This window comes from Peribacillus simplex, assembly GCF_001542915.1.
Taxonomy (GTDB): Bacteria; Bacillota; Bacilli; order Bacillales; family DSM-1321; genus Peribacillus; species Peribacillus simplex_B.
Window position 1 is genome coordinate 201,373 of the sequence record NZ_LNNH01000028.1, and the last position, 12,958, is coordinate 214,330.

Sequence of the window (12,958 nt, forward strand, 5' to 3'; positions counted from 1 at the left end):
TAGATATGCCTGGGTTTCAAAAAAAGGAAACGAAGGCATGGTTTCATTTCTTTAATAGTAAAAAAATTCCTTTGGATATATCTATTATACACTAAATATTCTGATAATGGAGCAAAATATTGATTCTTGCTTTCTATTGATAGAGAGTGTCACTAATGTTTATTTAATGTCCATAGTGATTCATTCCCCGAATCGACGAAAATAAAACAACCCCGCCATAGGGGAAAACGCCGATTCCCGCCTGCAAGTGACGGGAATCGGCATTGTCATATCCTGAAATTCTGGACTTGTTCAATCAGTTGCGCCGCTGAAGATTCGAGCTCACCGGCATGTCTGGTAATTTCATCCATAGCCGAGCTGGATTGTTGAGCGGAGGCGGACACTTGCTCGATCCCTGCTGCGGACTGTTCTGAAACGGCTGCGATGTCTTCGATGGCCAGATTGATGTTTTTACTATTAGTAGAGATATAGTTCAATTCATCTGTAATATGTTGGATTTTCGTACTCATGTCATCGACAGAATGATTGATCGTCTCAAAGGTTTGACCGGTACGGGTAATTTGTTTCGTTCCCTCATCGACCTGTGAATAACCATCTTCCAGGGAGCGGACGACGTTTTTTGAACCAGACTGTATAGTGCCTACGATTTCGGTAATATCTCCTACGGAATGGGTTACCTCTTCTGCAAGTTTTCGCACTTCATCCGCGACGACGGCAAAGCCTTTGCCATGTTCGCCAGCTCGTGCAGCTTCTATGGCAGCATTCAGGGCCAAGAGGTTGGTTTGATTGGATATATCCTTGATGACCTGAACGAGCTGCGAGATTTCCTGTGAACGAGAATCGAGCCCTTTCACCTGCTCGACGGCATCCTTGACGATGCTATCGACCGTTTTCATTTGCTGGACTGAACTGCGCATCAAAATGGTTCCTTCCTTTGTCAAGGTAAGGATTTCGCTTGAACTCATGAATACCGCTGCCCCGTCAAGATGGGCCTGTTCGATCTTACCGGTGAAATCCTCCATCATGCGGACCATTTCCGTTGCCCGGTTGGCTTGTGACTCCGAACCTTCCGAAAGTTCATACATCGTGGTGGCGATCTGCTTGCTGCCCTGCTGCCCTTCAAATGCTGATTGTGTCAGGCTTTGGCTTTGGTTGGAAACGGATTCGGATACAGCCAGTGTTTTTTCGATCGTATCACGGAGGTTTTTCTGCATTTGATTGGCAGATGCCGTTAATTCGCCGATTTCATCATTTGACTTATGTTCCAGTGGATCATGATCCAGCTCTCCGGCTGCCACCGATTTCATCCGATCCCTGATTTTAAGGAGGGGAGCGGTAATGAGCTGGGCAGTGACGATTGCGAGCAGAGTGCCAATGATGACGGCGGCAATGGAGATGATGATGCTAGTCACCTTGACCGATTTCCCGCTTGCCATGACGGTTTCGCCTGAAGCTTGAATCAATTCCTCCTGTTCCGAAGCGAGTCCCTTGAAGCCCTCCATTATATCGTTACTGATGGGTGACACTTCGTTTTTGAGGATTTCTTTAGCTCGTTCCGGATTTCCCTTTTCATATTGGGTGAATACCCGCTCGACAATCATCGTCCTCCAATCCACACTTTTTTCGATCAAATCCTTCGCTTCCTCCGAATCGCTCAAAGACAAAAGCTTCTCCTGGATGTTTTGGCTATCATCGGTATATTGTAAGAACTTTTCTTTATAACTTTCGTCGCCGTATAAAATGTAGGCTCTAGCGAATGCCGTTCTTTGGGAAAGATTATATAACAGTTTTTCGCTCTCGATCAGAAGCGGCAGTTCCTCTTCAATAATATTTTGCGAATGTTTCAGTGACTTGTTGCTACTATAAATACTGAATGCTCCTAAGATGATACATAAAGATATGGTGAGTGAAAATGCCGCCAGTATCTTTCCTTTAATGCTTTTCAAATGAATGGACCCCTTTATCAATAAGTTTGTTCACTTATTTATCGGAAAAATGATGAATATGTTAATGGGTTTGTCCAGGATACCAAGTTTCCCATTAGGTCTGGTCACCCTATACAAACAACTTGATTTCTTCTCGTTTTCAGGGTACGATTGGGTTGGAAAATAGTATATTCCGCGTTAAGGCGGAAGAGGTTCTAGCTACCCTCTCAAAAAAACTAAGGAGAAACAGTACTCTATTCTTAGGGTGCTGTTTTTTTCCGTAAAAAGGAGTTTTATAGAAATGAAGAAGAAAGAAAAGGCAGTGGTAGTGTTTAGCGGAGGTCAGGACAGTACGACCTGTTTGTTTTGGGCGATGGAGAGATTCGAGGAAGTCGAGGCAGTGACCTTCGATTATAATCAGCGGCACAGCTTGGAAATCGAATGCGCCCAACAAATAGCGAAGGAGCTGGGCATCAACCATCATATCCTGGACATGTCGCTGCTGAACCAGCTGGCGCCCAATGCGTTGACGAGAAGTGACATTGCAGTGGAAGACGGGGAAGACGGCGAATTGCCATCAACCTTCGTTCCGGGAAGGAATTTGCTGTTCCTTTCGTTTGCCGGGGTTCTGGCCAGCCAGATCGGGGCTAAACATATTGTCACAGGCGTCTGTGAAACGGATTTCAGTGGATATCCTGACTGTCGCGATGTTTTCATTAAATCGTTGAACGTAACCTTGAACTTGTCGATGGACCAGTCATTCGTAATCGATACGCCGCTTATGTGGCTGAATAAAGAAGAAACATGGGAGCTTGCCGATCAGCTTGGAGCGTTCGAATTTGTCCGCGAAAAGACGCTGACTTGCTATAATGGCGTCATATCGGACGGCTGTGGGGAATGTCCGGCATGTAAGCTTCGTAAAAAAGGGCTGGATGACTACGTAAGCAGACGGAGGGTCCACTCATGATGTATGGTTTTAAAATCGTCGATAAGCTTCAAAAAATAGATGTGGATATAAAGCGCAGCCAGCTGAACTATACAAAGAAGAGGGTCCTGGTCAGCAAGGAATTCACTTTTGACGCAGCACACCATCTTCATGACTATGAAGGGAAATGCAAGAATCTTCATGGTCACACCTACAAGGTCGTTTTTGGATTGAGCGGCTATACGGATTCACGCGGTTTGATGATAGATTTCGGTGACATGAAGGAAATATGGAAAAATGAAATTGAAATCCACCTCGACCATCGTTATTTGAATGAAACGCTGCCGCCCATGAATACAACCGCCGAAAACATGGTTGTTTGGATATACGAAAAAATGGCCGAAGCCCTTTCAATGAAAGATTACCAGGGTGCCAGGGTTGAATTTGTCCGTCTCTATGAAACACCGACAAGTTATGCCGAGGCGAGACGGGAGTGGATGGAAAGTGAGTAAACTTCCGGTTATGGAAATCTTCGGCCCGACCATCCAAGGTGAGGGAATGGTCATTGGCCAAAAGACGATGTTCGTTCGTACTGCTGGCTGCGATTATTCCTGTTCGTGGTGTGATTCGGCTTTTACCTGGGATGGATCAGGGAAGGAAGATACCGTCCACATGACGGCAGAAGAAATTTGGGGCGAGCTGAAGCGAATTGGAGGCTCGGGTTTTTCCTTCGTGACCATATCCGGGGGGAATCCGGCCCTTCTGAAAAATCTGAATGGCTTGATCGCCTTGCTGCACGAACACAACATCAAAATCGGTGTCGAAACGCAAGGAAGCCGTTGGCAGGACTGGTTTCTCGATATCGATGAACTGACGCTATCACCTAAGCCGCCGAGCTCGGGAATGAGCACGGACTTTACGGTGCTCGATCAAATATTGGAGAAGCTTGCCGGCCGAAATCCCAACAACCATGTCTCATTGAAGATTGTCGTCTTTAATGAAGAAGATTATCAATATGCCAAACATGTACATGAGCGGTATCCTGGCATTCCTTTTTATCTGCAGGTCGGCAATGACGACAGCAGGACGGCGGATGATCAGCATCTGATCAGCGGATTATTGAAGAAATATGAAGAGCTAATCGATAAAGTGATAGCCGATGATGAATTGAATGACGTGAAAGTTCTCCCGCAGCTGCATACCTATATATGGGGCAACAAGCGGGGCGTATAAAGAAAAAAGGCAGTGTGAAGCATATTCACACTGCCTTTTTTCTTAAACTGTTTGAATATATGAAGCTTTCAATGAAGTGGTCTATTTAAGTCCAAAACGATCCATTTGCGTTACGGTATAGGCAGGAAAGACGTCATAAACCTTTGACCCTGTATGTCCACCGAAACGCCAGGGGACAAGATCAGCTGAAATCGTATTGAGAAAGAAAAGATTATGAGCCAACATGACCTGCCATATTCTTTACCAATGGTCAGTAATTTCATGGCAAATTTTCACGGTGGTTAATAAAAAGGGTAGATCACTTAAAAAAACCGTAAATTAGCCATTTTTATGAAACGAAACCTCGTCTACTTCGTCTAATATAGTAAACCATGAACGGTGGAAGGAGACCTATGAAATCAAAAAAGGCTGTTTTATTCATGTTGCTGCTGACCGGTTTGACAATGCCCAACGAGGCTGATGCTGATGAAATAGGATTCGCTTCCGATTACCAAGCTTTACACGCGGCACCAACATTCACGATAACTGAACAAGTAAAAGATGTGATGATGCTGCATGTGGTCAGGGGGGAGGAGCGAAAATTCGGATTTATTGATAAACCTTTAGTGGTGGATAAGGAAACTGTATTGGAATGGCTCTTTTGGAGAAAGGGTGAAGAGATTCCTTTAGGCGAACTTAAGGTAACGGCCGCTCAAGCTGGCAGTGGAATGAGCCATACAGTTAAAGGGGAAGTGATCAATGGTAAAACGCCGATCGAAGAATTACCTAAAACGTATACGCCGCAGCCAGTCAGCTTTAAAAGCGGGGGCAATGTGGTTCCTGCCTCCATGGCGACCACGATTTTGACCTTTACGGAAACCGGCATCTGGGATTTACAGATTTTTATTAATGATGAATTCATCGGCAATATGAAGGTATCAGTAACCGAAAAAGGCGAATCCGTTATCGATTTGTAATATACAACCATACCCATTTGTATTAAAATAAGGATGGTTAAATATGGATGGAAGGGATGAATGAATGAAAAAGAAAGTAGGCATATTATCTTCAATAATCATCGCATTGACCGGTTGTTTTGTATTCGCTCTCCTTTTTTTTAAAAAAACTGATCCTCTAGAAGACATGTTTATCGTTCATCCAGCAAATCGAGTAATCACAAATGAAGTCATACTCAATGGTGATGAAGCGGATAAGGGCAACCTCGAAGATATTGATTGGAACGATGAGGAACAGATAAGGGAATTGGCAAGAAAACAATATAAGCAAGGGGAGAGTGGGGAAATCATTTTCGTGAAGGAACCCGATTACAATCTAGAATAATGAAGAGGGGTGCAGTGAATCTTGATCGTTTCGGATAGTGTCTATGGACAGTACGTTGTAGAGGGGGTTCTTGAAGAGCTGATGTTAAGTAAACCGGTCCAAAGGTTGAAGGGGGTGCATCAAGGAGGAGCCAGTTATTTAGTGAATGAGAAATGGAATGTGACACGATTTGACCATTCCGTTGGCGTGATGTTATTGATCATGAAGCTTGGTGGATCATTGGAGGAACAGATTGCTGGCCTGCTGCATGACGTATCCCACACGGCCTTCTCGCACGTCATCGATTTCGTTCTCGATTGTGAAGAGGAAGATTATCATGAAAAAATATATGAACAGATCATCATGAATTCCGAAATCCCCTTTATCCTGAAGCGGTATGGATTTCAGTTGGAAGCTATTTTTGATTCGGAATGGAAACTATTGGAACGATCCGCACCTGAGCTATGCGCCGATCGAGTCGATTATACCCTCCGTGACATGTATCACTATGGAAACATCACGCTGGAATCCGTAACGGACTTTCTGGAGCATATAATCATCGTGGACGGACGCATGTACCTCGATGATCTTGAAGCTGCTGAATGGTTCGTGGAGACATATTATGGCGAAGTGATCGATTTTTTCATGGATCCGCTTAATATTTATGGCTATGATGCTTTGGCCAGGACCTTGAAATGGGCTTTGGATAAAAAGCTGATCGGCCTTGATGACCTGCTTGGTGAAGATGAAGAAGTTATGCTCTTGTTACACGCCATTGAAGACGATGACTTGAAAAAACTGCTGAAACGGATACATGGGAATGTTAAGCTGTATGAGGTTCAAACGGACTACGATCTCCATCGGAAAACGAAAGTGCGACTGATCGACCCCTCCGTCATGCATGGAAGCCAATTGGTGAGGGCCTCGAATCTATCGAAAAAAGTGAAAACCATGGGAAACGAGGCCTGTGAAAAAGCTACAAGGGGAATGTATGTAAAAGTGATGGACCCAAGGATGAACAGCCATCCTTGAGTCCATGTTAAAAAAGGATGGACGCCCTCAATGTATGCACGCCATTTTCCAGATAGCCCTTTAAACAGGTTAATGTATAGACCCAGCCTTCTTTTTGGCCGATCATTTTGTTGATGATCTCGGGGTCATCCGCTTTCAAACCTTTTTCGTTCACTTCAATGATCGTATTTGTCTCATCCACTTCTTCCAACAGGATGGTAACCATCGTTTCTTCATCATTGCTACCCCAGGAAAATGCGATTTTCTTATTTTCGACCATTTCTAGTACAGTTATCATAACCTCGGCCGCGTATTCCTCATATTTCAATGTAATGGTTTTGCCTTGACCCCATCTTTCAGAACTTGTCGAGAACCAAAAATTCCCGATTTTATCAGGGCTTACGATCGCTTCGAACACATCACTGCTAGGTTTGACAATTTTGAATTTCGTTGTTACCTGGGTATCCATACAAAAACGACTTCCTTTCCCATCATGATTTTCCTTTTCTTCCCGATTGTATCATGATATTTTCATCGTAGCTGGAAACTGCTTGATTTCCAACCATTTTCAAGCTACGATAAAAAAAGGAAAATAATAATCCGCTCGGGCGGAAGAGGTTCTAGCTACCCTCTCAAAAAAACTAAGGAGAACAGTGCTCTTTCTTGGGGTGCTGTTTTTTCTGTAAGAGGAGATTGTAAGACATGTTAAGAATTTTATTGTATTTAGTATCCATCATCACCGCAAATGTGGTGACAGCAGCTTTTATGCCATTACATTTTGGTATGTTCATCATACCGATGGGGACGTTGCTGATTGGAGGAACATTCATCTTTCGAGATCTGGTCCAAAATAAATTCGGCCGGGCGAAAACCTATTTTTGCATCATCATCGCACTCATATTATCTGCCTGTGTATCCTTTTTATTAGGGGATACTTTATTGATCGTATTCGCTTCCGCATTATCGTTCGTAGTGGCTGAAACGGCCGATACGGAAATTTATACCCGGCTAAAGTTGCCCATGAGCTGGAGGGTGCTGTACAGCGGAATCGTGGGAGGCTTTTTCGATTCGGTGCTTTTTGTCGTGATCGGCCTAAGCCCACTCGGTGCCAACATCCTGCCATGGGAAGCCGTACCAGCCGCGATCATCGGGCAAATCATCGTAAAAACGATCATTCAGTCGATCGGTGCCGTACTGCTCGGACAAATCCATATCAGGCTGGAGAAGCGCGTAGTCTCCGGTTAAATGGGAGGAGTGAAACGCTTGATGGATGGATCCAAAAAGAAAGAAGACAGATGCTATTGCCTCGAAGCCTTTCGTGAAAAATACGGTCCGCATGTCCAAGGCGAATGCATGAAGCTCTCCTGCGCCAATTATCGCAAGCATAAAGAAATAGATGAAAAAGGGCCAAATTAGGCCCTTTTTTATATGGCGGAATTACCTATTCCTACGGATGTGAGCAGCCTGAACACTCGACAAAAAGCCATCATCCATAAGGACACGCCCGATTTGCGAGTACAAGCGAGTAAACGCCTGGAATTCGCGAGTAGAAGCCTTAAAATCATGAGAAAACGCTCAAATTGACGAGTAAACGCCCAATTTCCGAGTGAATCCCCCAAATTCGCGAGTCAAGCATATCGTTCAAAATTTTTCTGAACTTTTTCGAATGAGGGTTTCCAGGAGGGAAAAGCATTGTCGTTTCCGTTCGAGTTCAAGTTGGCCCATTTCGGTGACGGAATAATATTTCCTGCGGCCGGATTCGGATTCTTTCCAGTGGCCTTTTATGAATTGTTTTGCTTCCATCCGTTTGAGGGCGGGGTAGAGGGTGCCTTCGCCGATCTCATATTTTCCCATGCTCATTTCCTTCAAGATCTTTGTCATTTCATAGCCATAGAGCTTTTTTTGTTGTAGGAGTGATAGTAAAAGGAGGTCGATGCTTCCTTTCATTAATTCCTTATCCAAAGCAACCCGCCTCCTGATTTTGTTAGTAAAGTGTAATGCGTTGTACATCGTATCACAAGGTTCATTTTACTTTTCTTTTAAAAAATGGTTAAATGACGATTGCTAAATAAATTCAATCATAGTAAAATGTGCTTCGGAACGGATGAGTTGCATGTAGTGTGTAAGGTTACTATATCCAATTATGAATTGTTCTATGAGATTACGGATTGGGATAGGAGAAAACCTTACTCAAGGGGTATTGATTGATTTTTTGTTAAAAATCATTTAGATTCTATTTATCAACAAGAGCAGAAAGAAGGTCCTAGTTAGATGAAAGTGAAAGCACCTGAGTCATTCACATACAGAGGTGGAAATAGAGCTGTCCTTTTACTTCACGGGTTTACCGGAAGTACGGGGGATATGAAAAAATTGGGGAAATATTTACATGATCGCGATTATACTTGCCACGGACCTCTTTATAGAGGGCATGGATTGCCTGCGGAGGAACTTGTTCAAACGAGTCCAAAGCAGTGGTGGGAAGATGTAGAGAATGCGTATCAATACTTGAAGGATGAAGGCTACGAAGAAATTGCCGTTATAGGCATTTCCCTTGGCGGTGTCTTTTCATTAAAAGTCGGAATTGAATTGCCTGTAACAGGTGTCGTTTCCATGTGTGCCCCTACAATAGGGAATGATGTAGACCGATTAAATAATCGGATGCTCAGTTATGCACAAGCTTATAAGAAGTTTGAGGGCAAAGATGCAGAACAAGTTGCCGCTGAAATGGATAAGCTTAAAGAGGAGCCAATGTCATCCTTACAGGAAGCACTTGATATGATTAATGATACAGCCGATAAACTGGATTTGATCACTTCACCTACACTTGTGTTACAGGGAAGTCTTGATGACCCGGATTACAGAAATAGTGCATCTATTATATATAATGAAGTGGATACACAGCATAAATCATTGATATGGTATGAGAAATCTGGCCATATCATTACATTGGGCAAAGAGCGTGAACAGGTGTATGAGGATGTATACCGGTTCTTGAATACACTGCCTTGGTAATTGCAATTCGGTTTATCTTTATGTATAACAGGGCACCCCTGTCAAAATGAAGCCACCAATTTGGTGGCTTTTTTGCTGAAGCAGTTGTGAAAGCTTCTCGATTTGTATCTCGCCCAGGTCGAGGTCAGTAAGTGTTTCATCTTTGTCGAAATATTTATATTAATATAATAATTACAAAACGTATTGTAATTGAAAACAAAGTAATTTAAGATTATATTTTCCCTAAGAATATAAAAAAAATATCCTTGTATAATATCAGTGACGATGGTCTGATAGTTTCTACCTGGCAGCCGTAATGCCGGACTACAAGGAAGTATGAAAAATGGTGAGATGAACGGGTATAGGTTTGTTGGCTTTTTGACCAGCACACCGCCCTGTTTTGATGCAGGCCCTTACCTTTTCACACTTTCTTCCTGCGGCTGAAAGTGTGAAAGGGTAAGGGCTTTTTTATAATGAATGGGAAATGATAAAACAAAGGGGATGAAAGCATGTATTTCTTATTGAATATACTAGGTGTTTTAGTTGTAATGGGCATCGTTTACCTTTGTTCACCCAATAAAAGGAGAGTTAATTGGAAGGCCATCCTTACTTTGCTGGTGTTTGAATTGCTTATCACGTGGTTCATGTTATCGACCAAAATTGGGGCATGGGTCATTAATCTGATTGCTTCCTTCTTCACTTGGTTAATTGAATGTGCAAATGAAGGGATTTCTTTCGTGTTTCCTTCACTTATGGCAAATGAACAAGTGGATTTCTTTTTTAGTGCCTTGATGCCAATCATTTTCATTATTACGTTTTTTGATGTTTTATCGTATTTTGGCATACTTACTTGGATCATTGATAAAGTGGGTTGGCTCATTTCGAAAGTTTCCGGTTTACCTAAGCTAGAGAGTTTCTTTTCCATCCAGATGATGTTCCTTGGGAATACGGAGGCACTGGCCGTCATCCGGTCTCAGCTCGGTGCGATTAAGGACCAGCGATTATTGACATTTGGCATCATGGGCATGAGCAGCATAAGCGGCTCGATCATTGGTGCCTACTTATCCATGGTTCCGGCAACCTATGTTTTTGTAGCGATTCCTTTGAACTGCCTGAATGCCTTGCTGATTGCCAACATGCTTAATCCTGTCGAGGTCAGTAAGGAGGAGGATGTCGTATATGTTCCTTCTAAAGAGGAAAAGAAGGATTTCTTTTCCACCATTTCGAACAGCATGCTGGTTGGAGCCAAGATGGTTTTCGTCATCATGGCAATGGTTATCGGTTATGTTGCGTTAACGGCAGCTTTAAATGGCATTTTCGGCTTCTTTATTGATGGCTTGACGATCCAAAAGATTTTTTCCGTAATATTTAGTCCTTTTGCATTTCTGCTTGGACTATCTGGACATGATGCCATGTATGTGGCGCAATTGATGGGAATCAAGCTGGCCACGAATGAGTTCGTCGCCTTGCTCGATTTAAAAGATAAAATCAGCAGCCTGCCACCGCATACAGTCGCTGTTGCTGTCACCTATTTGACGTCATTTGCCAACTTCAGTACAGTCGGGATGATTTATGGAACCTTCAATTCGATCCTCAGTGATGAGAAATCGAACATCATCGGAAGGAACGTTTGGAAACTGTTGGTCAGCGGAATGGCCGTTTCCTTGCTGAGTGCCATGATGGTAGGGTTATTTGTTTGGTAATGTACCGGTAAAAAAAGGAGTGCACCCATTCCATAAAGGGCGCACTCCTTTTTCCGTTTCCGTTCATTTCCTCAAATAGTTTTCTGTGTAATAGGGTTTCTGCTCTTGATCGAAAGCGACTCCGACACCGAGTGATTGGAAATCCTTCTGTAATTTGTTTTCCCTGTGGCCGATGGAATTCATCAACCCTTCATGGGCGAAGATGCTGCTGTTCTGCCCAGCAGCCAGGTTCTCGCCGGCCATTCGAAACTTGATATGGTCATCCTCCATCCGGTCGAAGGGAGATTCCCCTTCAAGATTGGTATGGTTGAAATATTGATTCACGGCCATATCCTTACTATGGTCCTGGGCAGTGACTTTGACTCGCTTATCCCATGTAAGCACGGAAAGATCATGATTGACCCGGGCTGCATTGGTCAAATCGAATAACTGGTATTCAAAGCCCTGCTTTAGCTCGGGGCTGGCCGCTGTAAAATAACCGCTCTTTTGCTTTTCGAGATCAGCGTTGATGATTTGGATGGATGTGACGGTATTTTTTTCGTGTTTATCATAAAAGATGGTCACATAGCTCTGATCCATTTCAAACATCTCGTATTCGCCATCGCTTTTGATCTGGTAATAGACGTTTCCTTTAAGCAGCTTGGTGATGGGCTCCCCCAGTTTTTCAGCGACGTCTGCTTTAGGTGTGCCCCGTTTGATGCCTTGCTTCGAAGAAATCAAGTCCTGGTTCGTATATAAACCGACGACTTGATTGTTCGTATCGTAGGCAACCATGAAGAAGTTTTGGTAATTTTCGTGATAGGCATACCATTCAACTCCATATTCGTTCCGTGTATGGCGCTTCGCCTCACCAGCAAGTTTTTCCACATCGTCCTTCGAGTCGCCCATTTCGATATTACGGACGGAAAAACTGGCTTCAGCTGGCGCTTCCAGTGCTGGTTTTTTCACTTTTTCCGTTTCCTGCCGCTCCTTATCGGTAGCGGTATCCAATGTTTCGGTCAGCGATCCCATCAGGTTGTTGACGCATGTGTTAAGCTTTTCCAGGGCGTTCGAAACCTCTGGCCCGGTTATGAGGGAATGAAAATCGGATGCAAAGGATTGAACCCCCGCCTTGACCCCAGACTCCTGAATGTCTTTTCCATATCCATGCCAAAAGGCACCGAGCAGGAGGATGAGGACAACTATATTAAATAATCTCTGCAAATAGTTCACTCCGCTCTATTTAAAATAGACTTAAAGAATGGGTGGGGCACATAATAGCAATAGTGAGCAGATGATCAGTACGTTCGAGGCCGTTTTAGGCAGCCTTTCCTTCCCCTTGCCAGCGTACCAACCACTGAATTGGAGTTTATTTCGATACCAAACAAACAATAAAATCAGGATGGCGACCGTACCCAACCAGCCATACTGCCCCGTGTTCACGCCTATGCTATTATAAATGCCATATACAATCGCCGAAAAAACCGAACCGGCAATGCCGAATATCAAGATGATGCGAATCAATTCCAATAAAACTCTCATAGGTCACTCCTTAGTTTCCCCAATTATACTCATTCGTTTACAAAATAAAAAATTTAAAGAATCAGCATGATCCTGTTTCATGCAAAAAAGCGTATGAATGGTATTACATATTATACCAAAAAATGGCGAGTATTAAAACAGGGCAGGATGTTTCGGATCGAACTTAATTTAGCGGTTGATGGATATGTGGTAGTAAAAAAAGATTAGCCGACTAGGCTAATCTCAGTTTGTAGACAAAAGGTTACGAGAGTTGGGCTCTTCGAGCCGCTATGTTAAGCCGTTTTAGGACCTTGCCATGTCCAAGTGGCCATCTTCTTTAAATTCATGGCAGCGAAAGTAAGCATCGCCTG

General features: G+C 43.4%; 15 protein-coding genes and 3 riboswitches. Of the genes, 10 read left to right on the forward strand and 5 right to left on the reverse strand.

Features of this window, described 5'->3' with window-relative positions:
- Positions 1 to 266: 266 nt before the first annotated feature.
- Positions 267 to 1,946: a HAMP domain-containing methyl-accepting chemotaxis protein gene (locus AS888_RS15135; RefSeq protein WP_061142972.1), complete on the reverse strand. Its 1,680-nt coding sequence runs from the start codon at positions 1,944 to 1,946 to the stop codon at positions 267 to 269.
- 182 nt (positions 1,947 to 2,128) lie between these two features.
- A riboswitch (PreQ1 riboswitch) is annotated at positions 2,129 to 2,171 on the forward strand.
- 55 nt (positions 2,172 to 2,226) lie between these two features.
- On the opposite strand from AS888_RS15135, the gene queC reads away from it, so the two are divergent.
- From queC to AS888_RS15165, 6 genes are all read left to right on the forward strand, one after another.
- Positions 2,227 to 2,892, forward strand: coding sequence for a 7-cyano-7-deazaguanine synthase QueC (gene queC, locus AS888_RS15140; protein WP_061142973.1), 666 nt, complete (start codon positions 2,227 to 2,229; stop codon positions 2,890 to 2,892).
- Positions 2,892 to 3,362 carry a 6-carboxytetrahydropterin synthase QueD gene (gene queD, locus AS888_RS15145; protein WP_081092476.1) on the forward strand — a complete coding sequence of 157 codons (471 nt, stop codon included), beginning with the start codon at positions 2,892 to 2,894 and terminating at the stop codon, positions 3,360 to 3,362. Before queC ends, queD begins: the two co-directional genes overlap by 1 nt.
- Positions 3,355 to 4,083, forward strand: a complete 729-nt coding sequence (gene queE / locus AS888_RS15150) for a 7-carboxy-7-deazaguanine synthase QueE (protein ID WP_061142975.1) — start codon at positions 3,355 to 3,357, stop codon at positions 4,081 to 4,083. The genes queD and queE overlap by 8 nt, the downstream gene beginning before the upstream one ends.
- A 392-nt stretch (positions 4,084 to 4,475) precedes the next feature.
- Entirely contained in the window at positions 4,476 to 5,039 is a 564-nt protein-coding gene (locus AS888_RS15155) for a hypothetical protein (RefSeq protein WP_061142976.1), read from the forward strand.
- Positions 5,040 to 5,103: 64 nt separating this feature from the next.
- On the forward strand, positions 5,104 to 5,403 hold the full coding sequence (locus tag AS888_RS15160; RefSeq protein WP_061142977.1) for a hypothetical protein: 300 nt from the start codon (positions 5,104 to 5,106) through the stop codon (positions 5,401 to 5,403).
- Positions 5,404 to 5,424: 21 nt separating this feature from the next.
- On the forward strand, positions 5,425 to 6,414 hold the full coding sequence (locus AS888_RS15165) for an HD domain-containing protein (protein ID WP_061142978.1): 990 nt from the start codon (positions 5,425 to 5,427) through the stop codon (positions 6,412 to 6,414).
- Positions 6,415 to 6,421: 7 nt separating this feature from the next.
- Here the strand turns inward: AS888_RS15165 and AS888_RS15170 are convergent, their stop codons facing one another.
- Positions 6,422 to 6,862: an SRPBCC family protein gene (locus tag AS888_RS15170; RefSeq protein ID WP_061142979.1), complete on the reverse strand. Its 441-nt coding sequence runs from the start codon at positions 6,860 to 6,862 to the stop codon at positions 6,422 to 6,424.
- Positions 6,863 to 7,001: 139 nt separating this feature from the next.
- A riboswitch (PreQ1 riboswitch) is annotated at positions 7,002 to 7,044 on the forward strand.
- Positions 7,045 to 7,095: 51 nt separating this feature from the next.
- Here AS888_RS15170 and AS888_RS15175 point away from each other — a divergent pair.
- Positions 7,096 to 7,638 carry a VUT family protein gene (locus tag AS888_RS15175; RefSeq protein WP_061142980.1) on the forward strand — a complete coding sequence of 181 codons (543 nt, stop codon included), beginning with the start codon at positions 7,096 to 7,098 and terminating at the stop codon, positions 7,636 to 7,638.
- 21 nt (positions 7,639 to 7,659) lie between these two features.
- Complete coding sequence (locus AS888_RS25815; protein ID WP_155645509.1) at positions 7,660 to 7,809, forward strand: hypothetical protein; 150 nt, start codon at positions 7,660 to 7,662, stop codon at positions 7,807 to 7,809.
- Positions 7,810 to 8,034: 225 nt separating this feature from the next.
- Here AS888_RS25815 and AS888_RS15180 read toward each other — a convergent pair whose 3' ends face one another.
- The gene (locus tag AS888_RS15180; RefSeq protein ID WP_061142981.1) at positions 8,035 to 8,355 is read right to left on the reverse strand and encodes a PadR family transcriptional regulator; all 321 of its coding nucleotides are present in this window, start codon (positions 8,353 to 8,355) and stop codon (positions 8,035 to 8,037) included.
- Between the two features lie 309 nt (positions 8,356 to 8,664).
- On the opposite strand from AS888_RS15180, the gene AS888_RS15185 reads away from it, so the two are divergent.
- Together AS888_RS15185 and AS888_RS15190 are read left to right on the forward strand one after the other, a co-directional pair.
- Complete coding sequence (locus AS888_RS15185; protein WP_061142982.1) at positions 8,665 to 9,405, forward strand: alpha/beta hydrolase; 741 nt, start codon at positions 8,665 to 8,667, stop codon at positions 9,403 to 9,405.
- A 225-nt stretch (positions 9,406 to 9,630) separates the two neighbouring features.
- Positions 9,631 to 9,731: riboswitch (purine riboswitch) on the forward strand.
- 162 nt (positions 9,732 to 9,893) lie between these two features.
- Complete coding sequence (locus AS888_RS15190) at positions 9,894 to 11,087, forward strand: NupC/NupG family nucleoside CNT transporter (RefSeq protein WP_061142983.1); 1,194 nt, start codon at positions 9,894 to 9,896, stop codon at positions 11,085 to 11,087.
- 63 nt (positions 11,088 to 11,150) lie between these two features.
- Here the strand turns inward: AS888_RS15190 and AS888_RS15195 are convergent, their stop codons facing one another.
- A complete protein-coding gene (locus AS888_RS15195; RefSeq protein ID WP_061142984.1) occupies positions 11,151 to 12,290 on the reverse strand; it encodes a CAP domain-containing protein in 1,140 nt (379 codons plus the stop codon).
- Positions 12,291 to 12,320: 30 nt separating this feature from the next.
- On the reverse strand, positions 12,321 to 12,608 hold the full coding sequence (locus AS888_RS15200) for a hypothetical protein (protein ID WP_061142985.1): 288 nt from the start codon (positions 12,606 to 12,608) through the stop codon (positions 12,321 to 12,323).
- Between the last annotated feature and the right edge of the window lie 350 nt (positions 12,609 to 12,958).

Coding starts and splice junctions, on each gene's coding strand:
- queC (WP_061142973.1), top strand. CDS start 2,227: ATGAAGAAGAAAGAAAAGGCAGTGGTAGTGTTTAGCGGAGGTCAGGAC.
- queD (WP_081092476.1), top strand. CDS start 2,892: ATGTATGGTTTTAAAATCGTCGATAAGCTTCAAAAAATAGATGTGGAT.
- AS888_RS15155 (WP_061142976.1), top strand. CDS start 4,476: ATGAAATCAAAAAAGGCTGTTTTATTCATGTTGCTGCTGACCGGTTTG.
- AS888_RS15160 (WP_061142977.1), top strand. CDS start 5,104: ATGAAAAAGAAAGTAGGCATATTATCTTCAATAATCATCGCATTGACC.
- AS888_RS15170 (WP_061142979.1), bottom strand. CDS start 6,862: ATGGATACCCAGGTAACAACGAAATTCAAAATTGTCAAACCTAGCAGT.
- AS888_RS15175 (WP_061142980.1), top strand. CDS start 7,096: ATGTTAAGAATTTTATTGTATTTAGTATCCATCATCACCGCAAATGTG.
- AS888_RS25815 (WP_155645509.1), top strand. CDS start 7,660: ATGGATGGATCCAAAAAGAAAGAAGACAGATGCTATTGCCTCGAAGCC.
- AS888_RS15185 (WP_061142982.1), top strand. CDS start 8,665: ATGAAAGTGAAAGCACCTGAGTCATTCACATACAGAGGTGGAAATAGA.
- AS888_RS15190 (WP_061142983.1), top strand. CDS start 9,894: ATGTATTTCTTATTGAATATACTAGGTGTTTTAGTTGTAATGGGCATC.
- AS888_RS15200 (WP_061142985.1), bottom strand. CDS start 12,608: ATGAGAGTTTTATTGGAATTGATTCGCATCATCTTGATATTCGGCATT.